The 24,559-nt window shown below is 59.1% G+C and carries 22 protein-coding genes; 4 read left to right on the top strand and 18 right to left on the bottom strand.

Annotation, left to right across the window (positions count from 1 at the left end; all coding sequences use genetic code 11):
- Positions 1-58 precede the first annotated feature (58 nt).
- A complete protein-coding gene (locus N7U68_RS11355; protein WP_263046866.1) occupies positions 59-2,131 on the top strand; it encodes an acetate--CoA ligase family protein in 2,073 nt (690 codons plus the stop codon).
- 65 nt (positions 2,132-2,196) lie between these two features.
- Positions 2,197-3,087 (top strand): LysR family transcriptional regulator, encoded by an 891-nt coding sequence (locus N7U68_RS11350; protein WP_263046865.1) that lies wholly within the window; start codon positions 2,197-2,199, stop codon positions 3,085-3,087.
- Positions 3,088-3,126: 39 nt separating this feature from the next.
- On the opposite strand, the gene N7U68_RS11345 is transcribed toward N7U68_RS11350, so the two are convergent.
- From N7U68_RS11345 to N7U68_RS11270, 16 genes are all read right to left on the bottom strand, one after another.
- A complete protein-coding gene (locus N7U68_RS11345) occupies positions 3,127-3,540 on the bottom strand; it encodes a diol dehydratase small subunit (protein WP_263046864.1) in 414 nt (137 codons plus the stop codon).
- A 4-nt stretch (positions 3,541-3,544) separates the two neighbouring features.
- Positions 3,545-5,809, bottom strand: a complete 2,265-nt coding sequence (locus N7U68_RS11340) for a propanediol/glycerol family dehydratase large subunit (protein WP_263046863.1) — start codon at positions 5,807-5,809, stop codon at positions 3,545-3,547.
- 28 nt (positions 5,810-5,837) lie between these two features.
- Entirely contained in the window at positions 5,838-6,509 is a 672-nt protein-coding gene (locus N7U68_RS11335) for a cysteine hydrolase family protein (RefSeq protein WP_263046862.1), read from the bottom strand.
- A gap of 19 nt (positions 6,510-6,528) precedes the next feature.
- On the bottom strand, positions 6,529-7,533 hold the full coding sequence (locus N7U68_RS11330; protein WP_263046861.1) for a phosphotransferase enzyme family protein: 1,005 nt from the start codon (positions 7,531-7,533) through the stop codon (positions 6,529-6,531).
- A 20-nt stretch (positions 7,534-7,553) separates the two neighbouring features.
- Entirely contained in the window at positions 7,554-8,324 is a 771-nt protein-coding gene (gene fabG / locus N7U68_RS11325; protein WP_165195443.1) for a 3-oxoacyl-ACP reductase FabG, read from the bottom strand.
- A gap of 26 nt (positions 8,325-8,350) precedes the next feature.
- A complete protein-coding gene (locus N7U68_RS11320) occupies positions 8,351-9,163 on the bottom strand; it encodes an ABC transporter permease (RefSeq protein WP_165195445.1) in 813 nt (270 codons plus the stop codon).
- Positions 9,163-10,017 (bottom strand): ABC transporter permease, encoded by an 855-nt coding sequence (locus tag N7U68_RS11315; RefSeq protein WP_165197880.1) that lies wholly within the window; start codon positions 10,015-10,017, stop codon positions 9,163-9,165. The genes N7U68_RS11320 and N7U68_RS11315 overlap by 1 nt, the downstream gene beginning before the upstream one ends.
- Entirely contained in the window at positions 10,017-11,090 is a 1,074-nt protein-coding gene (locus N7U68_RS11310) for an ABC transporter ATP-binding protein (protein ID WP_263046860.1), read from the bottom strand. Before N7U68_RS11310 ends, N7U68_RS11315 begins: the two co-directional genes overlap by 1 nt.
- A gap of 63 nt (positions 11,091-11,153) precedes the next feature.
- Positions 11,154-12,296: an ABC transporter substrate-binding protein gene (locus N7U68_RS11305; RefSeq protein WP_165195449.1), complete on the bottom strand. Its 1,143-nt coding sequence runs from the start codon at positions 12,294-12,296 to the stop codon at positions 11,154-11,156.
- Between the two features lie 62 nt (positions 12,297-12,358).
- Entirely contained in the window at positions 12,359-12,988 is a 630-nt protein-coding gene (locus N7U68_RS11300; RefSeq protein ID WP_165195451.1) for a microcompartment protein, read from the bottom strand.
- Between the two features lie 30 nt (positions 12,989-13,018).
- Positions 13,019-13,303, bottom strand: a complete 285-nt coding sequence (locus tag N7U68_RS11295; protein WP_165195453.1) for a BMC domain-containing protein — start codon at positions 13,301-13,303, stop codon at positions 13,019-13,021.
- Between the two features lie 17 nt (positions 13,304-13,320).
- Positions 13,321-13,569 carry a EutN/CcmL family microcompartment protein gene (locus tag N7U68_RS11290; RefSeq protein ID WP_165195455.1) on the bottom strand — a complete coding sequence of 83 codons (249 nt, stop codon included), beginning with the start codon at positions 13,567-13,569 and terminating at the stop codon, positions 13,321-13,323.
- The gene (locus tag N7U68_RS11285) at positions 13,566-13,997 is read right to left on the bottom strand and encodes a hypothetical protein (RefSeq protein WP_263046859.1); all 432 of its coding nucleotides are present in this window, start codon (positions 13,995-13,997) and stop codon (positions 13,566-13,568) included. Before N7U68_RS11285 ends, N7U68_RS11290 begins: the two co-directional genes overlap by 4 nt.
- Positions 13,997-14,608: a BMC domain-containing protein gene (locus tag N7U68_RS11280; RefSeq protein ID WP_165195459.1), complete on the bottom strand. Its 612-nt coding sequence runs from the start codon at positions 14,606-14,608 to the stop codon at positions 13,997-13,999. The genes N7U68_RS11285 and N7U68_RS11280 overlap by 1 nt, the downstream gene beginning before the upstream one ends.
- Positions 14,605-16,146 carry an aldehyde dehydrogenase family protein gene (locus tag N7U68_RS11275; RefSeq protein ID WP_263046858.1) on the bottom strand — a complete coding sequence of 514 codons (1,542 nt, stop codon included), beginning with the start codon at positions 16,144-16,146 and terminating at the stop codon, positions 14,605-14,607. Before N7U68_RS11275 ends, N7U68_RS11280 begins: the two co-directional genes overlap by 4 nt.
- Positions 16,143-17,423 (bottom strand): class-III pyridoxal-phosphate-dependent aminotransferase, encoded by a 1,281-nt coding sequence (locus tag N7U68_RS11270; RefSeq protein WP_165195463.1) that lies wholly within the window; start codon positions 17,421-17,423, stop codon positions 16,143-16,145. Before N7U68_RS11270 ends, N7U68_RS11275 begins: the two co-directional genes overlap by 4 nt.
- Positions 17,424-17,556: 133 nt before the next feature.
- On the opposite strand from N7U68_RS11270, the gene N7U68_RS11265 reads away from it, so the two are divergent.
- Positions 17,557-18,342, top strand: a complete 786-nt coding sequence (locus tag N7U68_RS11265; protein ID WP_263046857.1) for a DeoR/GlpR family DNA-binding transcription regulator — start codon at positions 17,557-17,559, stop codon at positions 18,340-18,342.
- A gap of 62 nt (positions 18,343-18,404) precedes the next feature.
- On the opposite strand, the gene N7U68_RS11260 is transcribed toward N7U68_RS11265, so the two are convergent.
- On the bottom strand, positions 18,405-19,652 hold the full coding sequence (locus N7U68_RS11260; protein ID WP_263046856.1) for an alginate O-acetyltransferase AlgX-related protein: 1,248 nt from the start codon (positions 19,650-19,652) through the stop codon (positions 18,405-18,407).
- Positions 19,653-19,853: 201 nt separating this feature from the next.
- Here N7U68_RS11260 and N7U68_RS11255 point away from each other — a divergent pair, with 201 nt between their 5' ends.
- Positions 19,854-21,686 carry an OmpA family protein gene (locus N7U68_RS11255; protein ID WP_263046855.1) on the top strand — a complete coding sequence of 611 codons (1,833 nt, stop codon included), beginning with the start codon at positions 19,854-19,856 and terminating at the stop codon, positions 21,684-21,686.
- 88 nt (positions 21,687-21,774) lie between these two features.
- Here the strand turns inward: N7U68_RS11255 and fdhF are convergent, their stop codons facing one another.
- Positions 21,775-24,537, bottom strand: a complete 2,763-nt coding sequence (gene fdhF, locus N7U68_RS11250) for a formate dehydrogenase subunit alpha (RefSeq protein WP_263046854.1) — start codon at positions 24,535-24,537, stop codon at positions 21,775-21,777.
- Between the last annotated feature and the right edge of the window lie 22 nt (positions 24,538-24,559).

Raw genomic sequence — 24,559 nt, 5'->3', positions numbered from 1 at the left:
GGACGCCGGGTGCGAATTAACTCTTCATTGAAGTCGGATAGCGTGATGGATCAAAGTGATGACAAGCCACAGATTGGATGCCTTGCTAAAGCCGCGCTCGGTCGCGATTGTCGGGGCGTCGGACAAGCCGGGCAGCAACGGCCATGCGATGGCGTCGATGTGCGCGCTGGACGGGTATGCCGGTGCGATCTATCTGGTGAATCCGCGCCTGACCCAGTTGGGCGGAAACCCCTGCTATCCTGATTTGTCATCGTTGCCGGAAACGCCCGAACATGTGGTGATCGGCGTTGCCAGCCGGTTTGTCGAGGCGATCTTGGATCAGGCGATCGCGCTGGGTGTGAAATCCGCGTCGATATTTGCATCATGTTATCTGGGCGATGACGCACAACCGGCTCTGCCACAACGGATCACCGCCAAGGCGCATGCGGCGGGCATGGCGATCTGCGGCGCGAATTGCATGGGCTTTTATACACCGGGGCAGGGCCTTCGCATCGCCAGCATGTCGTCAGCGCCTGGTCTGCGTCAGGGTGGAATTGCATGGATTGCGCAATCCGGTTCTACCTTTGGCGCCCTGTCTCATAATGACCGGCGGTTGGGATTTACCTTGTGCGTTTCTACCGGGATGGAATTGGTCACAACCGTCGCGGATTATATGGATTGGGCGCTGTGCCAGCCCGAAACATGGGTGATTGGGTTGTTTCTGGAAAGCGTCCGAAACCCTGCCGCCTTTGTCAAAGCGTTGGAGAAGGCCCGTGCTTCCCGCATTCCCGTTGTCGTACTGAAAGTCGGACGCACCGAGAAAAGCGCACAGATGGCCGTGTCACACACTGGGGCGATCGCCGGGAATGACGCCGCCTACGAAGCAGTATTTCGCAAATATGGCGTGACGCGCGTATCGGACATGGACGAAATGGCGGCAACGCTGGCGCTCTTTGATACGTCACGCGCAGTGCCAGAAGGGCAGCTTGGCGTCGTGAGCGATTCCGGCGGCGAGCGCGAAATGATCGTCGATCTGGCCGATGATATCGGTGTGCCGTTTGCGGCATTGGACCCATCGACCTGCACGGCCCTGGTGCAGCATCTGGAGCCGGGGTTGCATCCCGAAAACCCGCTTGATGCCTTCGGTACTCAGAGTGATCTGGTCAATCGTTTCGCTCATCTCACGGCGTCGCTGGCCAATGATCCGAATGTTGCGCTAGGCTTCTTTATGTCCGATCCGCGTGACGGATATGGCTACGCCGAGGATTATACTCGGGCTGTCATTGACGCCACTGCCATGACCGACAAACCGCTGGCGCTGGTCACGAATTATTCGATGACCGATGAAAGAGAACTGGCGCAAAAGTTAAAGGCGGCGGGGGTGCCACTATTGCGTGGTACGCAGAACGCATTACGCGCCGCGCGGCATGTCATGGCGTACCGGGATTTTGTGGGACAACCCGAACAAACGTCAGGTGCGCTGCCGTCTGTAGGGAAATGGCGGCAGGCACTGGGCACTGGCGCAAGGTTGTCGGAACATGACGGGCTGGCGATGCTGGCAGAGTTCGGCATATCGTCACCGCGACTGGCACATGTGTCCGACGCAACTGATCTACCTGCGGCACTGGACCAACTGCGCTTTCCGCTTGTGCTGAAATCAGCCGAGGATATCGCCCACAAGAGCGATGTCGGCGGCGTCGTGCTGAACATTTCAGACATGGAGGCAGCGTCGGCTGCCTATTCCGAGATGGCCGCAAGGCTGGGGTCGCGCGCACTCTTTATGGAAATGGCACCCAAGGGTACCGAACTGGCGCTTGGGGCGATGTGGGATGACAATTTTGGCCCCGTCGTCCTGATTTCAGCAGGCGGCGTGCTTATCGAACTCTTGGAGGATCGTATTGCGGCACTTGCCCCCTTTGACGAGGCAGAGGCGATGCGCCTGCTGACATCCCTGCGCGTATATCAAATATTGCAGGGAGTGCGGGGGCAGCCTGCCGCTGACTTGGTTGATCTTGCCGGGCAAGTCGCCTGTTTTTCCCGATTGGTTGCCGCGCTGGGCGACAGCTGTGCCGAGATTGATATCAATCCGATGATCTGTGGCGAAAACGGTGCCGTAGCGGTGGATTGTCTTGCTGTAGGGCGTACCAACTAGCGGCTTGTTTAACTGAAAATTTGATACTAGCGTCTGTGATTGATCAATCCATTGATGCATAGCAGATGTCCAACAGTTACAAATTCCCGCCCCTGAAATGGCTGATGTCGTTTGAGGCAGCCGCGCGGCATATGAGTTTTACCGCCGCAGCCGAGGAACTTGGCCTATCGCAGGCGGCGGTCAGCTATCAGATCAAGTGTCTGGAAAGCATGATCAAGGCTCCGTTGTTCGAGCGCAAGCCGCGTAATCTACGTCTGACGGCGGTGGGACAGGCTTACCTGCCGCCCATTCGGCGTGCCTTTGACGAAATGTTCGCCTCGACTGCCGGTCTTTTCGGTAACCACGGTGAAAAGGTCGTCACAGTCCGCGTGGCAATCTCTTTCATGACCCGGTGTCTGGCCCCGGCGATGAAAGATTTCTATCGGCAGCATCCCGAGATCCGGGTAAATTTCTGGTCCTCAATCTGGGCCAACTCCGATGAGGCGGACGAGGCGGACATTGATATCCGGTTCGGTGCAGGAGACTGGACAGGCTACGATACCACGTTGCTTGCGAACGACACAGCTGTTCTGGTCTCTAGTCCGGAAAATGCAAGCATGGTGCAACGAAGCGAAGATCTGGCAAACATCCCAGAGCGCATGATGATCAATGTCGCGGGCTATGATGATTTGTGGCGGCGTGCGTTGGTCCAGACCGACATACGTCCGGCGCTGGGCAAGGGGATCAGAGTGGATACCACCATTGCCGCATCAGAACTGGTGGCGGCAGGGGCTGGTTTTGCGTTCTTGTCCAAGCTGTTTTCCCATAGCGATTTGGAGAGCGGTCGATTGGTCATGCCCGGCGATATCGAACTGAAAATGGAAAGGGCGCACTACCTGTTGCAGCCCAAGTCGCAAAAACGACCCGGCACCGAAGTCTTGATTTTCAAGGAATGGCTGTTGGCGCAACGATGGTAGGGGCGGCGCTTAGAGCTATATGTTAGGGCTATATGTGCCTCAGTATCGCTTGGCGAAAATGCCCCGGCGTTCATACACGTCTGCGGCCTCTTCGATGAACTTTGCCATCAGGTCCGCACCGTAATTGCAGCGCAGCATTTCTGCGCGTTCGCACAGGGATGAATGATCAGACCGGCCCGGACGCAGCATTTCATAAGTTTCCATCAGGACATCCTGCGGAACGCTGACCAGTTCAGCGGCGCGGCGAAAATTGTCCGCCAGGGCGGGGCGGTTGTGGGCATCTGCGATCTCTGCCTGAACCCCTAACGCCTCTGCGGAAATAGCAAAATCGGCTGCCGTCACCTCGTCCTTCATAACGGCGTCGACAGTCAATTCTGACAGGGATTTTCCCGACGGTGTCTTGATCAGGTCCGGCGCGTTCTCGGCAAGAGGATAGAGATCCTTGGCTGACATGGGCTTACTCCTCGGACGTGCTTAGTGACAATGCAACCGGCGGCGCGTTCTCATCTGTCAATGCCGTTTCGATGGCAAAGAGGATGGCCACACGCGCATGGAACCGGGCGGCCATCGCCTCGCCCATTGTGGGGACGACCACCGGTTCGATGTTCTGCCCAAAGGTGTGCAGTGCAGCGTTTCGACCCAATGCGCGGTAGTGTTCCAGTGTGACGATGGGCGCGTTGGAGAAGAGTTCGATGTTCATGTGTGGCATTCGGTCCGCATGATGCAGGACCGTGGTGCCCTTGGCCTGAATCCCGATTCCATAACCAGAACCTGAAAGCTTGGCTGCGGAAAGCCCGATAAAGGACGTGTCAGCCGATTTTCTGACCCGGATCAGCCGGGCGGTCCCGCCACCTGATGCGATGCCCTTCATCAGCGCCGCGATGACATCAGGCAGGGCATGGCCAGCCGTGGTGCGGTGTATTTCCTGACCAAATGCCGGACTGACGCCGATCACCACTTCATGCGGGTTCGATCCCTTAGCAGCTAGGCCGGTGTCGAACAGCCATTGCGGCGTCTTCGCGGCCACCAATGCCTCTGCGGCGAGCACCCGGTCACGGGTCAGAACTCCGCGCACATTCTGCACCGCAGCCCAGCGATCCTCGCTCATTGCATAGGCGCTGCCGGGGCCTGAATAGTTATTGGGATCATTGAGTGCGCTGATCACCCGGCGGTTGCGGAATATCGCGGAGGTTTGCAGATAATCGCCGGTCACGCGCTGTTTCAGCATGAAAAGCAGGTTATCCGCCTCTTCGGCAAATCCTCGCTTGGCCAGTGCGCGGACCACATCCACGGCGGTCAGTCCGCGCTGTTTGATCGCGTCGCTGACCGGCGTCACGGTGCCGGCGGTAAAGCTGTCAGTGTCATTCGATCCCGACGCAAAGACCACCGATTGCACCTGCGCGCTGGTGACATGGGCAAGGTCCAATTCTTCCAGCACGGCCGCCATCGCCTCTACGGCGCGGATACGCAGGCCCAATGTGCGATCTTCGTCCAGCGGGCTTAGTCCGCCATCGACTTCGAAATCGCGCTGCAACGCCATCCAGTCTTCGATTTCCTCGCCGTTGAACAGCGACGGGTTGAACGAATTGTCGTATTTTTTGATTGACCCCATACCGCTGGTAATCAGGTCTGATCCGGTCAGCAAAAAGGGCGTGATCTTGGCCCCTACGCGTATTTCGGATTCGCTGGTGCGCTGATCATTACCCGAGGCGCATTCCAGCCCCAGCCAGACAGCAATCAGGTTCTCGGCCATCAGTTCTCTTACACCGCCAGCCATCGACGCGGTCAGCGCGGCACCGTCCACACCACCATTTTGCGTGCCCTGAATGCCCATCGCCCGTTGCAGGCATAAACACCGCGCCTCTAGATAAAGTACGGATTTCTTTTCGTGAAACCCCATCAACAGTTCTGACCCGGCCCCCGATGTGCAGCGCGCCTTGATCCCACGAGAGGCGTAAGCGGCAGTCAGGAACGCCTTTGACCACGGGGTATCGTCACCATCGACAAATGCGCGTTCGGTTCCATAAACGGAAATTGTCTCGGCATATGTGGCGAGGCCCGCCATGCCGATCTGTAATTCCTCGGCCTCTTCAATCGAACATTGAAACAGGGCCTCGCCGCGCCCGACAGCCGCCCCCACCGTGCATCCCAGCGCGTTGGACCAGGAATTTGACGCAACGCGCATTGTCGTCTCGATCTCGTCAAACCCCAACTCGGTTGCAGTTGCGGCATCTGCGGCCAGTTGCAACGGGTCGTCCTTTGCATTGGTCACATGGGCCTGATTTCCCGGCGTCTTGCGCTGGCGCATCTTGTAGTAGGCGAACGCGATCTCGATGGAGGACAGGTGGCCGACCACACGCGCCAGTTTGGCCGGGGTCATGCCGCGCGCCAGTCGCTCCAGATCGGCGCGCGGCACATTGATATCGACCAGCATGCGCGCGATGGCACCATCTTCCAGCGCCATTGCCTCGTCCACCAGATCCGGTTCTAGGTGATAGCGGGCGATGAATTCGTCCAGAATATCGAACTCGGCCTCGGGGGTGCCGTCCATTTCGGTGATATGCCCACCTGTCGCGGCAACAGACGGTTCAGGGTCATAAGGACTGCGAAAGACGGAAAAGCCAGCCTCGGGGTCTTCGGCGGCAAAGAGGTCATGCCGCAACATCCTCTCGTCCCATTCCGCAAAGCGCCGCCAGCGGTTGGTATCGGTTGCATTGCTCATCACCACTCCTCCGGTCGGGTTGCCCGTGTCAGGCTACGAAACTCTGGACCTCTTCCAGTGATGCGACATGGCAATAGATCATGTTGATGATCTCCAGTTCGCGGTCGTGCAGGTCATCTGTCGCCGCCGCGCAGGCATCATGCACCACCACCACGCCAAAGCTTTCGTCAGCCAGCGAACGCACCGTGGAACTGACGCATTGATCGGTGAAAATGCCCGCGACGACCACATCTGTAATCCCAAGATTGCGCAGCGTTAGCCGTAGGTTGGTACCCGTCAGCGCGCTATCGGTGGTTTTGGTCACGACGATTTCATCGCCCTTAGGTGTCAGCTCTGGCACGATCTGACTGTCCTCGCGATCCTTAGGCAGCAGCAGGTAGTTAAAGCCGGGCTTCTTTTGGCTGAGTGATCTGTCGCGCCCGTCCTCTGTCTGACACGCGATGCGGGCAAATATCACCTCGATCCCCTTGCCGCGTGCCCAGTCTAGCAACTGCGCGGTATTGGGAATGACTGTACCGTTCATCCGATCGAAAAAAGGCTGCCACCGGGCGGCCTCGCCTGTGTCCTCCGGGGGCTCCAGATAAGTATTCTGGATGTCGATCACCAACAGAGCCGTCTTTTTCGCGTCCAGCACGATGTCATCCGGCGCATCGGCGGTCTCGTAGTAAAAGCTACGATAGGCCGTTTTCCAGTTACTCATTGTGCAAGCGCCTCGTTCATTAGCCGATCCGATCCATCCATGCCTGGCCCAGACGCGCCGTGGTGGCGGCAAAACCCGGGGCCAATTCCTGTGGTTCGGGTGCCTCGATATGGCTGCCGATCCATGCCAGCAACGCCATGCGGCGCAACATGACGAACGTGTCGATCTCGGCCTCTTCGGTGTCGCTCATGGTGCGTACGCTGCGATAGCCACGTACCCAAGCGGCCTTGAGGTCGGGAATGCGGGGATCGTCCTCGATAAAGCTGATCGCGGCGGCAAAATCGTACAGGAACCACCCCCAGCCACAGTCGTCAAAGTCGATAAGCCGCGTGCCATGCCCGTCTGTCAGCAAATTAGCCAACCGCATGTCGGCATGGATCAGGTTGAATCTGTCCGGCGCTTTTCCGAATGCGCCGAGCCGCTCACGGATGGTTTGTTCCACCTGTTCCAGAACGGGCTTTACAGTAGCGTCCACTTCGGGCGCGTCGCGCCAGTTTCCCCATGTAGGCGCGGCACCGAATACGGTATCGGAATCCCATGTCAGACGTTCGAAATCATCCGGCTTCTGCCAGTTCAGAACGTGGTTGTGACACCGCGCGGCAATGGCGCCCAGTTCTTCGTACCCGTCGGACATGTCGCCGCTTTCGTCCGGGGCCGACCCTTCGACGAAATGAAACAGCACCATGTAGCGCGGATCATCCAGGCCATTGACGCGGCCCTCCTGTATCGGATCCCCGTTCTTGCCAACGAAATAGCCGGGCGTGGTAACGACTTTTTCTTCGTCCAATGCCTCTAGCCACGCCAGCTCGCATTCGATCGCGCGATGCGAGTGATAATTTTCGCGGTGGACGCGCAGGATGGCTTTGTACCCGTTCGGTGCTTGTACCAGATAGGTCGCGTTTTCCGAGACGTTGATCAGGCGCGCAGTTGCGCCCTCCGGGACATCCCAGAGGGCAAGTGATTGGTTCGCCAGTGTCTCAAGATAGCCGAGCAGTTGCTCCAGCGGCATGTCGGTGCCTGACATGATCTATTCCCCGTCAGTTCTCAGATTTCCTCGAGTGCTTCGAGCGATTCCGGGATGATCTGCCCGCCATCGACAACAATTTGCTGGCCGGTGATGTACCCTGCCTCGTCGGATGCGAAAAACAGCGCGGCATTGCCGATATCCTCTACATCACCCAGCCGCTTGAGCGGAATCGAGTTGGCCATGGTTTTCAGATAATCTTCGCCGAGATCCTGCAATCCTTCGGTATAGATGTTGCCGGGCATCACCGCGTTGATCGTGGTGCCATAGCGCGACAGCTCCATCGCCGCTGTCTTGAGGAACCCGAGCTGCCCGGCTTTGGACGCGCCGTAATGCGACCACCCCGGGAACCCGGTATGCGGACCGGTGATTGACGACGTCAGGACGACACGGCCCTTTCCGGCCTTGTCGAAATGCGGGATCGCGGCCTTGACGCACAGGAATGACGATTTCAGGTTGGTAGCCATAACCTGATCCCACTCGGCCGGGTCCATATCTACCATTTTGGTCTGTGGAAATGCGCCCGCGTTGGCGCATAGCACATGCAGCCCACCCTGTGCTTCTGCCGTGCTGTCCACCATGTTACGTACCGACTCCCAATCCGATACATCGCACAGTTCATAGCGCACGTTGTCGCCCATCTCTTTTGCGGCGGCTTTCAAATCGTCCTCGTTGCGGGCAGCAATTGTGACCTTGGCGCCCTGCCGCGCAAAGACGGTGGCGATCCCGCGGCCAATTCCCTTTGATCCGCCTGTGACGATGACGCTCTTGCCTTTTAGCGATGTGAGCATTGAAATTCCTCCCGTTTGATGTTGGTTCAGTTTCTAGCGGCGCGCGCTTCCTTGTTGGTCCGGTAGAGCCAAGCGATGGACAGCGCGACCATGATGATCAGGAAAGAGCCACAGACCGACATGATCCCCAGTGTCGGCACCAGCGGCGAATAGCCCGAGACCATTTTTGCATAAAGCCATTCAGGCAGCGTCGAATCCGCGCCTGTCGTGAACAGCGACAGCGGAAAATTGCCCCAACTCAGCAGGAACGCAAAGAGCGCAGCCGATACCAGCCCCGGCATCAGCAGGGGCAACGTGATCTCTCGCAGGATGGTCCACGTGTTCGCGCCCATATCGCGCGCCGCCTCTTCCAGCGCGGGATCGAAACTGTAGGCACGGATGGCAACGATCAGTGTCGCAATCGGGGCGATCCAGACAAGATGTGCAACAACCGCGGTTTTCCACGACGGAATGATTCCGATCGAATTGAACCACATCAACAATGCCAGCCCCAGAACCGTCTGCGGAAAGAAGATGGGCAGCAGGATCAGTTTCTGGAACGTGGTCCGATACCGCCACTGGTAGCGGGCAAAGGCCAGCGCGCCAAAAAATGCGATCACCACAGATATGACCGTGACCAGCAGAGCCACGGACAATGACGTGGTCAGAAGGTCATGAACGGTGCTGCTCTCTACTGCGTCGCTATACCATTTGGTCGAATACCGCTTGATCGGAAAGCTGAGGTAGCGCGCCTTGGAAATCGAGGCGAAACCGACAGAAATCAACGGCAGATAGAGAAAGGCTATGATGAAAATGCCGTATACGAACAAGGCAATGCGGGTTGAGCGGCTGGTCGGCATCAGCGTTTCCTTCCCATGATGGCATCCAGATCGACCCGGCTCACACCAAACAGAGCGAGCCCGCCGATAATCACGATCAGGATCATCGACAACGCAGATCCCAGCGGCCAGTTCTGGCCAAAGGTGAACGCGGTTTCGACATCATCGGCAATGGCAATCACAGTCTGCCCGCCCAAGATCTTGGATTCTGCCAACGCGCCTGCTGCCAGCACGAAGCTGAGGAGTGAACCGACAACAATACCCGGCGCGGCGAGCGGGATTTCGATCTGGGTCAGAATTTGCCATTTTGTGGCGCCCAGATCGGCGGCGGCCTGCCGCGTATCATCGGGGACCATCGCGATCCCTTGCGCTAGCGGGAACAGCATGAAGGGCAGATAGACATACACCAGCCCGAAAATGATGATCGGCACACCGTAGAGGGGGCTGTCAAACCCAACGCCGGTCCACGCGCGCAAATGACCTTCGATCAGCCCGCCCTTCATCAGGGTCAGCACCCAGCCAAAGAGGCGGATGTTCTCTGACACAAACAGGCTCATCACCACAGCAATGGTCAAAACCAGAGAGAACCGGCCAAACACCTTGGCCATGCCGTAGGCCAGTGGCCAGCTTATGACCAACAGGATTGCAGTCGACGCCAGCGCCATGCCTAGCGACCACAACAGGGATTTGTAATAGCCTTGGCTGAAGAACACCGAATAGGCCGAAAAATCCGGGACGTTTGCCAGACTGAACACCTTTTGCGGCATGATAGAAAACAGGGCGACCACCACCAGCGGTGCGAGGAACGCCAACAGCAGGACGATCGTCAGCGGGAGTGAGGACAGCAGGCCCAGTTTGCGGTCGGTCCGTTCCATCATGCCCCCCGGATCATGTGGGTCGCATCGGAACTGAAGCCCAGTATCACGGATTGACCTTCGGCATCCGGCAGGCGGTGTTCGCGCAGCTTTTCAACCGATACGGTTTGTCCGGTCTCGGTTTCGACCTCGTATTGTATTCGAGATCCCAGTGCGTATTCCGCGACCACCTGTCCTGCGATGGTATAGTGATGGCGGCCATCCTCGCGGGCGAATTGCACATCCTCTGGCCGTACCATCAGCAGGCCGGTTTCCCCCGCACTCAGATCAGAGGGCGGCGTATCGGTGCCGGTCGTCAACCCCGATCCGTTTAGGGTGCCGTTTGCGTCTGCTGTGACGTCAAAGAGGTTCACCTCGCCCATGAACTCAGCCACAAAGCGGCTGACGGGCGCGCTGTAGATCTCGTCCGCGACAGAGATTTGCTCGAACACACCGGCATTCATAATCGCGATGCGATCCGACATAACCATCGCCTCTTCGAGGCTGTGGGTGATGTAAACGAACGTCTTGCCGGTGCGGGCATGCAAATCTTTCAGCTCTTTTTCTAGCGTTTTGCGTAGCCGGTAATCCAGCGCCGAGAGCGGTTCGTCAAAAAACAAGATCTCGGGATCAAAGGCCAGCGCGCGAGCCAGCGCGACACGTTGCCTTTCGCCACCGGAGCATTGCGAGATGCGCTTGTCATAATAGTCGCGAGGCAGGCGCAGCAGGTCCAGCAATTCCAGCGCGCGCGCGCGCCGTTTGCCGGGCGCTTCTTTGCGCAGCTTCAGCGGGAATTCTATGTTCTGCCCCACAGTCATATGCGGGAACAACGCCAGTGACTGGAACACCATGCACGTCGGACGCAAGTTGGCGGGCGTCTGGTCGATACGTTTGTCTCGTAGCCAGATTTCACCGGAGGTGACCTCGTCCATGCCCACCAGCAGGCGGATCAGGGTCGATTTGCCACTGCCCGATGGACCGACGATGGTAAAGAACTCACCTTCTTCGATATCGAGGTCGACACCGTGCAGCGCGGTGAAAGAGCCGAATTGCTTGACCACGTTTCGCAGACGAAGAAGCGAGTTGGATTCCATCATATATCCTCAGAAAATAGTAGAAGTGTTCCGGGGACGGCAACCGCCCCCGGAGCATGTGACTCAGGACCGGCGGGATTGAGTATAGATATCAATCAGCGTGTCGTAGGAGGTGATCACGCTGTAATCCAGCGACCGATCCATCTCTTCTGCCAGACTGTCCATCTGGATCGCATCCAGTTCGTCAGCATCAAACAGCGCCATGACCTCAGGGTTGCCCATTTGGCTGACCGGATTGTAGGTGCCCTCGGTGAACGCCACAGCCTTGGAAATCTCGGGCTTTTGGACGAATTCGAGGAAATCCTCGGCCAGATTGCTGGGGTCTGGATTGCTGACAGCGGATGTCAGTTCGATCCAGACCACACCACCCTTGCCGTCCACCGGGCCGCTGTTCGGGGTGATTGCGCGCACTTGGGTGGCACCGTCGTACCGCGCCGGCGAGGCCGTGTAGGTGCCGCCGGTAAAGTAGGCGTCGATTTCGCCATTGATCAGTGCGGTGTTCATCGCCACCAGATCATCCGTCAGAAGCTTGGCGCCGCCAAAGATTGCATCCGCCGTCTCGCGGAACTTCTCGATGTCCGCGCCCTCCACGGGTGCGAACGGGTTCAGACCGGCCGTCAGGCACATGTGCATGACGTTCCAGTTGTCATAGGTCAGAACGCCGTAGCGATCCTTCATCTTGGGGTCGAGGAACAGGTTCCAGCCCTGATCTTCGGCCATCTCGCGGCTGATGACGTCCGTGTTCACAACAAAGCTGAACGGGCCATACCGCTGGGGCATGCCGATCAGCTCGCCATCTTCGGCAAAGGCCAGATCATAGGGCGGATTTGCGAATTCGGGCAGCATCTTCTCGAAATGCGGCAGGAAGCGATCCTTGTTCAGTGGCTTGATCAGCCCTTCTGGGTATAGCTGGTCCCGTGCCCACGGTTGGTTCACGTTGATCAGATCCCATACGGATGTCTCGCCTGCGCGCAGCTTGTTGATCATGTCGGGGTCCGACGTGCCGCTTTCGGCGCGCACAGTGGCACCAGCGTTCGCATCGCGGAAGGGGCCAAGCACCTCGTCAGAGTTGTAGCCTTCCCAGCACAATATGTTCATCTGATCGTTGCGTGCGGCAAATGCAGGGCTGAGAGGGCCCGCTGCTGCCAGCCCGGTCAGTGCCGCAGTGCGGCTCACAAACTGGCGTCTGGATAGTGTCGATTTCATAGTACGTTCCTCCTGGTCGGTTATGAAACTGGGGTTGCTCCCCATTATTGTCGGCGATCCGGTCAGGCCGTCCGCCCTTTTATGCTTGTCAGAACCTCGGTGATGCGATCACGCGCGGCGGTCATGTCTGCGACGCTGCCGGACATGAATATCCGGCCCGTTGCGCCCATCATCTGCACGTCATTGATCACCGCCGCTGGCGCGACCTTTTCGGCCTCGTTGGCGGCGACGCATGCAAACAACGCGGGCGTCATCTCGTAAATCAACAGCGCGACACCGGGCACCAAGATCGACCCGTCACGCGACCGGTTCAGAATGATCGCGTGCTGGTCTGACAGATCCTCGATGATATCATGATACAGCACTTTTGGCGCAAGTTGATCCGTTGGTTTGGCCTTGATCCCTTTCAGGATCGCGCGCCCGGCCGCGTCCAGTTCCTCGGTCGTGTCGGCGTGCAGTTCCAACAGGCCGAATTGCCGTTCCGTAAACAGGATGCCGGGCTCCAGATCCGGCGCAACCTTGAGCGCCAGATCGGTGATCCTGTGGATACTGAGTGCCGGAGCCACCTCGATGATCAGCGAATGCTGACCCCTGAACGGCGGGTAGGCGCGCGCGCGTGTAGGCGACGACAGATACGCCGCAAATTGCGGTTGCAGATCTTCGATCGGGAGATAAACGCGAAGTTCCGTCATGCTCTGTTACCCTCCACGCGCATTGCGCGCCTATTTCGCGTTCGCGGCGGAAAAATGCTTGCCCAGATCGGCATGCGGACGCGGAATGACATGCACGGCAGTCACTTCGCCCACTTGGCTGGCGGCTTCTGCGCCGGCTTCTGTCGCGGCCTTTACCGCACCCACATCGCCGCGCACCACGACCGAGACCAGACCGCCGCCCACTTCGTTACGCGCCACGATTTCGACGTTCGCTGCTTTCACCATCGCGTCAGCGGCGGACAGCGCAGGCACGTAGCCCTTTGTTTCGATCATTCCGATTGCATGATTTGCCATTTGATTTTCCTTCAAGGTTAAGTGTTTGTGTCGTCATCGATCGAGCCGATGATGAGCGCATCGACCGGTGCATTCCTGCCGTTGAAATAGGCGGCGGCCACCGACCCTTGGGTGATCAGAACCGTTTCGCCCGTATTGCAGCCCAGTGGATCAAACGCGATCATTCTCGCGCCGCTTTCGGTTTCGACATCCAGCAGGGCACCGGACGGAAGCGACGGAACACGGCGCGATGACCAGACCTTGCCTTTGACGGTTCCCTTGATCATCGTTCAGTCCTTTCGATCCGAATGCCACGCCGCCGCGCTTCGTCGCGCGCCAGCGGGGTCAGCCGTGTAAGTTTCCCTAACTGCAGTGCGCGGGTTTCTCGGCCCAATGCTGCAATGTCCCGCTCGGTAATCAGTGGTTTGTCGATTGGCGCTGCCGCGCTCCGGGCCGGGGCCGCATGCGAAGCTGCCGTCGTGGGTGCATAGGCCGCCCCACCGCTCAACTCGAACCGCAATGCGCCGCTCGCGATCCGGTTGGCCACATCCGGGTCTGCCGCCCGCGCCGCGATGTCGCGAGCAAACCGCGTCAGATCGGCGCCGCTGGTGATCCGAACGGTTTCTACCGCAGGCGGTGGCGAGGCCGCTTCTGATCGCAGCGCAGCGATTTCCTCGCGCAGTATGGCGCGAATTTCGTCCCGAAGAGCCGACATTATTCAGCACCCGCATCACGCAAGGCACTTTCGGCAGCGTTTCGGGCATTGCGCACGTCCGCCTCGGTTCCGGCGAGGTAGAGGCGGCCGTTTGCGCCGATCATGCGCATGTCGATCACCTTTACGTCGGCCTCCTTTTCCGCCTCGTTGCAGGCCAGAATGGCATAGGCGGCCGATTGGCACTCCAGCAGGTAGATGCTGTCGCCGCCGATCACCATCGAGCCCAGCTTGTTCCGGTTCATTAGGAACGCGTGCTGATCGTCGACATTCGTCACCAGCTTGGACGCCAGAATTTTTGGCGGTGCCACGTCATCCATGGTCTGCCCCAGCGCCTCTAGGATCGCCGCAGCGCCAGATTGCACTTCTGCGGTGGAGCGCGAATGAAACTGCAATGTGCCGAACTGGCGTTCGACCACCAGCAGGCCAGCATGTACATCCGCGCTTTTCAGGACGGTATCGGTCAGAACCTCGATATCGAGACCGGGCGCGATTTCGACAATCTGCGCTGCCATTCGCAGGCGGGGCAGCGTACCACGCATCCATGTCGCGATATAGGCGAGCGTTTGCGGCTGTAGCTGGTCGATAAAGATTGAGGCGCGCAGATCTGTCATTGTGTGTTTCCGGTCAGGCTGCGGAGTTCTTCAAGGATAAGCTGGCGCAATTCGTCGCGCCCGACTGCTCGGGTGTTGGCAGGGGCAGCCGCTGCTGCGGCAGGCGCGGGCGCACCCGGCCCCGGATCAGCAGACAGCGCGGCGAAATCCAGATCGTGCAGGTTTGCGGGGACGTCCTTGCCATAGGCGATGCGGGTCCAGTTCACCAAATGCTGCGGACCGACATTTTCGCCGACAGAGGACCGTCCGGCATACCCGGTGCCAATCATAAAGGACGGCGGCAGATGTGTGGCAAATCCGGCGGCCCCTTGCGAGCAGGGGGCATTGACGACAACCCGGTACACCGGCATCGCCTGCGAAAAGGCGACTAAGCGGCCCGAATCCTCGCCGTGGAACGCTGCCGAATGGCCTGCGCCGCGCTTGGCAGTGTGTTTTGCAAAGGTCACGGCCTGTTGGAAATCGATTGCCGCCGTCAATGTCAGAACCGGGCATAGCTTCTCTCGGAACAGCAGATCATCCTGCCCGGGTTCAGCGACGACGGGCACCAGTATTCGGGCCGACGGACTGACGCGAATACCGGCTTTTTCCGCGATCCACTGCGCGCTTTTGCCAACGGCATCGACGTTAAAGCCGTGATCGTGAAATAGATAATCCCGCAGCTTGTCAGTGTCCTGCTCATTGCAGATATGCGCCCCGGCACTGCGCAGCGCACGCTCCAGATTGCCGCGATTGCTTTGCAGGCACAAAACAACGCTTTCGTTCGTGCACAGGATCGCATTGTCGAAACTGTTGCTGTCGACCAGACATTTTGCTGCCGCATCGACCCGTGCACTGGGGTCCACATAGGCGACCGCATTACCGGATCCGACACCCAGCGCCGGATTTCCGGATGAATATGCCGCACGGACCATCGCATTGCCGCCGGTTGCCATGATGACGTTGATCTTGTCCGACGCCATGATGTCCTGCACCAACGGTACGGATGGTTCTTCGACACATTGGATCAGTCCGGACGGCGCACCTGCGGCCTCAGCTGCCTCGGCCAGATGGCGTGCGGCGTCTGCGGAGCAGGCTTTGGCTGCCGGATGCGGACTAAAGACAATGGCGTTGCGGCTAAGAATGGCCAGCATGGCCTTGTAATAAACGGTCGCCACCGGATTCGTGGCCGGGGCGAGTGCAAAGATAACGCCTGCCGGCTTTGGCATCTCGACGATCTTGCGATCGGCATCAACGCGCGGAGTGATCAGGTCGAGTTCGCGGTAGTAATCCAGCAATTCATGTGTGCAGAGCTTGTTTTTGATCGCTTTGTGTTCGACCACGCCGAACCCTGTTTCGCGTACGGCCCAATCGGCATAGTGATCGGCCTTCTCGAACCCAGCGCGTGCGACAGCTTCGGCAATGCGTAGCACCGCTTCGCGGCTAAAGCTCTGATAATAGCGCGCGGCCCAAGCTGCGCGCCCGACCTTCATCTTGGCGCTCGAAAGAGCGCGATCGGGCACCTTCAGTAGCGGCGCTGTGGCTGTGGTCTGGTCGCTCATGCGGCGCGTCTCCCGGATTTAAGCAATTGTCGCGCGCGGGGCATGGCGGCGTCGAACCGGTCCATGATTTCCTGACACATCTCGACGTCCAGAACGACACCGGGTTTGAATTGCAGCACCCGTTTGTCGAGCGACGAGAAGATCGCCCAAACCCCGTTTTCATAGAGCGCACGAGACACCGCAACGGCCCCCTCGGGGTGGTCAAACTCCAACCCCAAGACCACGCCACGCTGCCGCACACCCACGAAGATATCGCTGTGCCGCTTCATCATCTCGGCCATGGATTGGGCAAAGAACTCGGTCACGAAATGCACGTTCGAAACGACTTCGGGTCGTTGCAGCATTTCGATGACGTGATGCCCAACGAGGCAACCCAGCTCTGATCCTCCGGCGGTGCTGATATGGCCTGCGCCATCCTCTACCTGCCACTGGCCGCATTCTTCGGTCACAAGGCATGCGCTGATCGGGTAGATGCCTCCGCCCAGCCCCTTGCCGCATACGAAGATGTCGGGTTGCAGGCCGTATCCCTGCCAGCCCCACATGACGCCGGTTCGCATCAGCCCGGTCTGCACCTCGTCAGAGATGAACTTGGCACCGTATTTATGGCACAAATCCTGACAGGTTTTCAGATAGCCATCGTTTGGCATGGGAAAGCCATATGTCGCTGGAATCGTCTCGATTATGAATGCGGCAACGTCGCCCTTTTTCAGAACGTCCTCCAGCGCATCGGCGTCGTTAAAGGGCACCTGTATGAACTCATCCGGCCGGTCAGCAAGGAACATCTTGGTAAACCGCTCGTCACCAGTGGCAACGGACAGGCCGGAATGGCCATGATAACCTTTAATGATCGATACGATCTTCTTGCGTTTGGTGGCATAGCGCGCGGTCTTGATCGCGATTTCGACCGCTTCGGCCCCGCCTGCGCCAAAGATCGCATATTTCATGTGCGGGGCGGTACCCACCAGCTTTTCGGCAAAGGCGGCGCGTGCGACGGACGGGAACCAGTGGTTGCCCATGTCAAAGTAATCGAGGCCTGATTTCAGCACCTGCACCAACTCGGGATGACGGTGGCCGAAATTGTACGTCCCGCCATTCAGATGCAGATCAATCAGACGCTTGCCGGACATATCAAACAATTGATAGCCCTCGCGCCGGTCGATCACCATTGGCGTGCCGGCATCGCTCCAGAATTTGACCTTGCCGGGATTCCAGTACTCTGCAGCCTTCTGCAAGAGTGCCTCTTTAGAGTCGAAGGAAAAGTAGCCGTAATCGAACACGTGATTCCCCTGTGTAGCTGGTCAAAACCTACCCTAAAATGACCGCCTTGCAATGAAAAATGTGGGATGTCAGTCAATTTTAACATTGCCGCGTAGAAAAATCGGGCAGATACTAGGGGCAGAGGAGGGCACCTTGACCCGAAAACAGTCAAAGAAATCAAGACGACACGACCGGATTCTGGGGGTATTGGAGACCAATCCCACAATTCGGGTGAACGCTCTCGCGCAGGAACTGGACGTTTCAACCGAAACCGTCCGGCGCGATCTGGCCGAGCTCGATGAAACCGGACGCCTGCGCCGGACCTATGGTGGAGCGGTTCGAACCACCGTGTTCGAGCCCGCGCTGGCAGAGCGATTGAAGCAGCACATTCACGAACGTGAACGCATCGCCCAACGGGCGGTGGAACTGATCGCGGACACCCAGAACATTTTTATCGGCGGCGGTGCGACGACACTACATTTCGCGCGGGCGCTACGGGCCATCGAACGGCGGATCACAGTCATTACGCCGTCCATCGGCGCAGCGATGGAGCTATCGGTAAATCCGCTAATCGAAGTTATGTTGCTGCCGGGCATCGTAGAGCCAAAAGAGGGGTTGGTGCACGGCGCAGAGACGGTTCGGTTCATTTCCCGATACCGCGCCCAGATCGCCGTGGTCGGTGCATCGGCACTGGACGAAACCGGCATTAGCGAGGCGTTGCTGTCATCTGCCCAAGTCTATGCCGCGATCATCCGAAACGTGGATGAGGTTGTCGTCGTTGCGGACAGTTCCAAATTCGGAAACCGATCACTGCAACAGATGGTCGAGTGGGGCCCCCATATCAGGTTGGTTGCGGATCAAATGCCCGAGCCATCTCTGGCGGGTGCGATCACGCGACGTGGGGCGGTGATCGAAACGGCCCAAGCCGAGCCGCACTGACACTTGAATCGTGACAGCCTTCGTGCGCGACCCTTGTGTGCTGCGCATGGCGGTGTTGGGTCTTATCCGTCCGCATCCGACAGCCATTCGGCAATCGTTTTTCCGGCGGTGGCGTGTCCGGTACTGTTCCAATGCGTGTCGCCCCAGAACCACGGCAGCACACCCTTCTGCGCTGCGCTCATCAGCGGCGGCGTCAAGTCAATGAAGCGGACGTTCTCATCATCAGTAAACTGCTTCAGCTCACCGGGGAGGGACGACAGGTTGGCGTCAGCATTGGCAATAGGACTGCTGTGCGGATAGCTGCATTGCGCTTCTAGCACGCGGTATTTGGTCGGCACGAATACCAACGCATAGTTGGCATCCTGACGGCGCAACTCTGCGCGAAAATCCCGGATAGCTGTGGCGATGTGCGCAACTTCGCCCTCGACCCCATCAAAAGAGCGTCGCGTCCAAAGGAACGCCACGTTCTGTCCGTCAATCATGCAGGTATAATACCGCGCCGCAGGATTGCTGAGCGTTACCAGCTTCTCCCAGACCAACTTGCCGAGCGATCGCTCTCCGGTCTCCTCGTGTGCGGATCTGTCCTCCTGATGACGGTAGGCATGCGAATCCAGCAGGTCATTCCCTTCAAAAAGAAACTGCACGACCGTCCGGCCAGCCAAGGGCAGGCCGGAAGCACGTAACATGTCGTGCTGGCCTTGGATCGACAGCCCCAGAAGCGCCGCCTGCATCACCGGTTCTTTCAGGATGTCTTCTGTCACTTCGGCGATGGTTTCATCCACTGGGACAGCCGCACCCAGAATGATGGAATCGCCCAAGAAGATAAAATTTCCGCCCAACTCGTCCCCATTACGAAACCCATATTCGTCGGCCCGAAAATCGAACGGGATTGGGTCATGCGGCAGACCGAGCCGCGCCGCGATGTCCTGTCCGGTCTGGCCTTGTACGCTGATATCCGGGCGCAAGCTCCATCCAACCGTTTCCGCCTGTGCAGGTATTGGGCTGAGTAAGGCGGCCCAGTTGACCAACCCCATACGCCCGGCCAGTTCCATCACGATCAGCAGAAGGCAAACCGGAATGACGCTTGCCAAGAAACCCAGCCATGCACCCGCCCCACGGGCATAACAAGCACTTGCAATAGCGAGGATCATCAATCCCGTAGCAAAGGCCACATGCCGCATCCGCCAAAGACCAAACAGCATGTCCTCAGATGCAAAATCGGAAACAGAGAGAACGAGTGCTGCAATACTGCCCACCGCCAACAGAGCAGAGAGGATGGCCGCCGTGCCACGATGTCTGATCCTGCCCATTGCCGCTCCTTGCCCGTCACGCCTTTCGGCATTTTCAGGTGTCACCATGATGGAAACGTCGCTGTCGGGCAATATGTGCAACGCATAGGCAAAGAATTGCCACCCTGATGATCTGTCGCCGCCGTGCCGGAACAAAAGCCCGCCATCGCGCGTCGAAGTATCAACGGTCCACCGTGACCAAAGCCATGAACAGGGGTTGCTATGAATATCTCCAGATTAAAATCTTCCACCGCAGCAGTCTTGTGTCTAAGCCTGATGCAGCCGTTACCGGTGCTCGCACAGACCAGCTTGGAGGGGGTTGCCGAAGTGACGGGGGCCGACGAACTGGTGCAAGCTGCAGAAGAATTAACAGAAGAGGCCCAAAAGGCAGCGGATGAGGCTGCCGCTGCGGCAGAAGCGCAAGCCGCTGCCGAGAAAGCCGCCACCGATGAGGCTGCCGCTGCGGCAGAAGCACAGGCCGCTGCTGAGAAAGCCGCCGCTGATGAGGCCGCTGCTGCGGCAGAAGCGCAAGCCGCTGCCGAGAATGCCGCCGCTGATGAGGCTGCCGCTGCGGCGGAAGCACAAGCCGCTGCCGAGAATGCTGCCGCTGATGAGGCCGCTGCTGCGGCAGAAGCACAAGCCGCTGCCGAGAAAGCCGCTACCGATGAGGCTGCTGCTGCGGCAGAAGCGCAAGCCGCTGCCGAGAAAGCCGCTGCCGATGAGGCCGCTGCTGCGGCAGAAGCGCAGGCCGCCGCCGAGAAAGCCGCCGCTGATGAGGCTGCCGCTGCGGCAGAAGCACAGGCCGCTGCCGAGACAACCGACGCTGATGAGGCCACCGCTGCGGCAGAGGCACAGGCTGCCGCTGAGGAAACCGGTGCCGAACAAACAACCGCAGACGACGCCTCCACCGAGACGCAGTCGGCAGGCGAGGCAGATGGCGAACAGCTCACCGATGCGGAGCGGCAGGAACGTGCCCAGCAGCGCGAGGCGCAATCTGCTGCCGCCGCAGAGGCCACTGCTGAAAGCGAAGCAGCTGCCGAAGTCGAGACACAAACCGTTAATGAATCGGATGTGCGACGCAGCAGTGAAGATTTTGACACCAGTGTGACGGGTGAGCCGGAAGCGGCCACTGCCGCCGCTCCTGCGCCGAGTGGCGATGACGGTGGCCTGTCGAACTTTGAAAAAGCCCTGCTTCTGGGGCTTGGCGCCGCAGTGGTCGGCACTGTTCTGGCCAATGGTGACAAGGTGAGGTCGAACTCCGGCGACCGTGTCGTGGTCGAGCGCGACGGTGAATTGCGGGTTCTCAAGAACGACGATGAATTACTGCGTCGCCCCGGTGCCGAAGTCAGCACCCAGACATTCAATGATGGCTCGACCCGCTCCACTCTCTCTTACGATGATGGCAGCCAGATCATCACTGTGCGCGCCAGCGATGGTACTGTGTTGCGCCGCACGCTGATCCGTGCGTCTGACGGGGCCGAGGTGGTCTTGTTCGACGACACCCAAGCAGCCGAACCGATTGATTTCGATCGCCTCCCTACGGTTGAAACCATCGCCTCGCGGCAGAGCGGCAATGTTGCGCTGGATGATGAGGCTGAACTGCAAAGGGCGCTGCAAGAGGTGATGCTGGCCGATGTGGATCGCCGCTTCTCACTGCGTCAGGTGCGCGATTACAAACGCGTGCGCGCGCTTGCGCCGCAGATCGAACTTGATGCTGTCACCTTCGCCACTGGCTCCGCCGCGATCCAGCCCAGCGAAGCACAGGCGCTGGCTGACCTCGGTGGCACCATGCGCCGCATGATCGAGGAAAACCCGCGTGTGGTGTTTTTGATCGAAGGGCATACAGATGCCGTCGGTGGTGCGGGCTATAACCTAGCCCTGTCGGACCGGCGGGCTGAAACGGTCGCGCTGGCGCTGACCGAATATTTTGACGTACCGCCCCAGAACCTGATTACCCAAGGCTATGGCGAAAGCGATCTGAAAGTCAGCACACTGGTCGCGGAACGCGCGAACCGCCGCGCCGCCGTGCGCAACATCACCGGGTTGCTGGACTGACGCTATCCGCCTCACAAACACGCAACCCCCCGAAGCTGCCAATCTTCGGGGGGCTTTTTGTTTTTCACGAAGCGACGCGCGCCCAGAGTTACTCTGCAGCCACCTGCGCATCAGCGGCCTCGACTTTTACCGCCGAGAATTTGAATTCGGGGATCTTGCCATAAGGATCAATCGCCGGGTTGGTCAGGATATTGGCTGCCGCCTCGACATAAGCAAAGGGCAGGAAGACCATGTCAGGTGCAATCGCCCGGTCGGCGCGGGCCATGACCGTGATTGTGCCGCGCTTGGTGGTCAGCTGGACCATGCCACCCGGTTCTACACCCAGTTGGCGCAAGGTGGCGGGATGCATCGAACAATTCGCTTCCGGTTCGACCGCGTCCAGCACGCTGGCCCGGCGGGTCATTGAGCCGGTGTGCCAGTGTTCCAGTTGCCGCCCCGTGGTCAGGATCATCGGGTATTCCGCATCCGGCGTATCGTCAGGCGCGATCACGTTGGCGGGCGTGAACTTGGCCCGTCCTTCGGGCCGGGGGAAGCCATCGCCAAACACCACGGCCTGACCGGGGTCCTCGGGGCTGAGACTGGGATAGGTGACGGCGGTTTTTTCCAGCCGCTCCCAGGTGATGTTGTCGAGCGACGCCATGTTCAGGGTCATTTCCGCATAGACCTCGGAGGGGTGCGTATAGCGCCAGTCCAGACCGCAGCGCTTGGCCAGCTCGATCTGGATGGTCCAGTCCTCGCGCGCATCGCCCGGCGGCGGTACGGCGGGACGCACCATCTGCACCTGTCGGTTGGTGTTCGATACGGTCCCGTTTTTTTCATACAGCGTCGAGGCAGGCAGGATAACATCGGCATAGTTGGCCGTTTCGGTGACAAAGATATCTTGCACCACCAGATGATCCAGCTTGGCCAGCGCGTCGCGCGCATGTTCCACGTCCGGATCAGACATCGCCGGGTTTTCACCCAGAATATACATCGCCTTGATATCCCCATCATGGACCGCATCCATGATTTCGGTGACGGTCAGTCCCTTCTCGGCGCTGAAATCATCCGATCCCCAGACACCGGTGAATGCTGCGCGCACTTTGTCATCCGTCACGGTCTGGTAGTCGGGCAGGAACATCGGCATCAGGCCCGCATCGCTGGCACCCTGCACGTTGTTCTGGCCGCGCAATGGATGTAGCCCGGTGCCCGGACGGCCGACATGGCCACACATCAATGCCAAAGAGATCAGACAGCGCGAGTTATCGGTGCCGTGGATGTGCTGACTGACGCCCATCCCCCAGAAAATCATGCCGGATTTTGCCGTGGCAAAATCACGTGCCACCGCGCGCAACGTTTCGGCGGGGATGCCGCAGAGATCGGCCATTTTCTCGGGTGAGAAGTCCTTGAGATGCGCTTTTTCCGCCTCCCAGTTCTCGGTGTAGGCGTCGATATATTGCTGGTCGTACAGGTTTTCTTCGACGATCGTGTGCATGATCGCGTTCAGCATGGCGACGTCCGCGCCGGGCCGGAATTGCAGCATATGCGTCGCGAACCGGCGCAGGCCTACGCCGCGCGGATCCATCACGATCAGCTTGCCACCGCGCTTGGTGAACTGCTTGAAATAGGTGGCCGCGACGGGGTGGTTCTCGACCGGGTTGGCACCGATGATAATGGCCACATCGGCATTCTCGATCTCATTGAAGGTGGCGGTGACACCGCCCGAGCCGACGTTTTCAACCAGTGCAAAGACCGAAGACGCATGGCACAGCCGCGTACAGTGGTCGACGTTGTTATGGCCAAAGCCTTGGCGGATGAACTTCTGAAACAGATACGCCTCTTCGTTGGTGCATTTGGCGCTGCCGAAACCAGCGACCTCGCGTCCGCGGCCCTTTAGTCCGTTGGCGGCGAAATCCAGCGCCTCGTCCCAGCTGACCTCGCGAAAGAATTCTTGCCAGTTGCCCGGTTCGACGTTCAATCCCTTTTCGGGCGCGTCGTCGCGTCGGATCATCGGTTTGGTCAGGCGATGCGGGTGGTGGATGTAATCGAACCCAAACCGTCCCTTGACGCACAGCCTTCCCTCGTTTGCAGGGCCGTTGATCCCCTCGACATATTTCACCTTACCGTCTTTTACCTTTAGCGAAATCTGGCAACCAACGCCGCAGAATGGGCAGATGCTCTTGGTTTCGCTGTCGTAATCAGCGCGGTCGCCAACTTGGTTGTCGTCCACCACAGTGGCGGGCATCAGCGCACCGGTGGGGCAGGCCTGCACACATTCGCCGCAGGCTACACAAGTGCTGGCCCCCATCGGATCCGCAAAGTCGAACGTGGGATAGCTGTCATGTCCGCGCCCGGCCATGCCGATCACGTCGTTGACTTGCACCTCGCGGCATGCCCGCACGCACAGCCCGCACTGGATGCAAGCGTCCAGATTGACCGACATCGCTACATGGCTGTCATCCAGCAGCGGAATGCGTCCCTCTTCCAGCTTGGGAAAGCGGCTCTCGGATACGCCTTGCATTTCGGCCATGTCCCAAAGGTGGCTGGATTTGTCGTGGGCCACATCCTGCGCGGGTTGGTCCGCGACCAGCATTTCCACGACCATCTTGCGCGCTGCCTCGGCTCGGGCGGAATTCGTGGTGACGACCATGCCATCGGCAGGCTCGCGGATGCACGACGCGGCCAGTACACGCTCGCCTTCGATCTCGACCATGCAGGCGCGACAGTTGCCATCGGGGCGATACCCCGGCGCGGGCTTGTGGCACAGATGCGGGATCACCAGACCGCGGCCATTGGCGACCTCCCAGATGGTCTGACCTGCCGCAGCCTCGACCTCTGTACCGTCGAGCGTGAATCGGATGGTATCGGACATGCACGGGCCTCTTTCGTAGATG

The sequence above is a fragment of the Roseovarius pelagicus genome (assembly GCF_025639885.1).
GTDB classification, from domain to species: Bacteria; Pseudomonadota; Alphaproteobacteria; order Rhodobacterales; family Rhodobacteraceae; genus Roseovarius; species Roseovarius pelagicus.
Note: the sequence above shows the minus strand (reverse complement) of the source record. Positions and strands in the feature narration are given on the sequence as shown.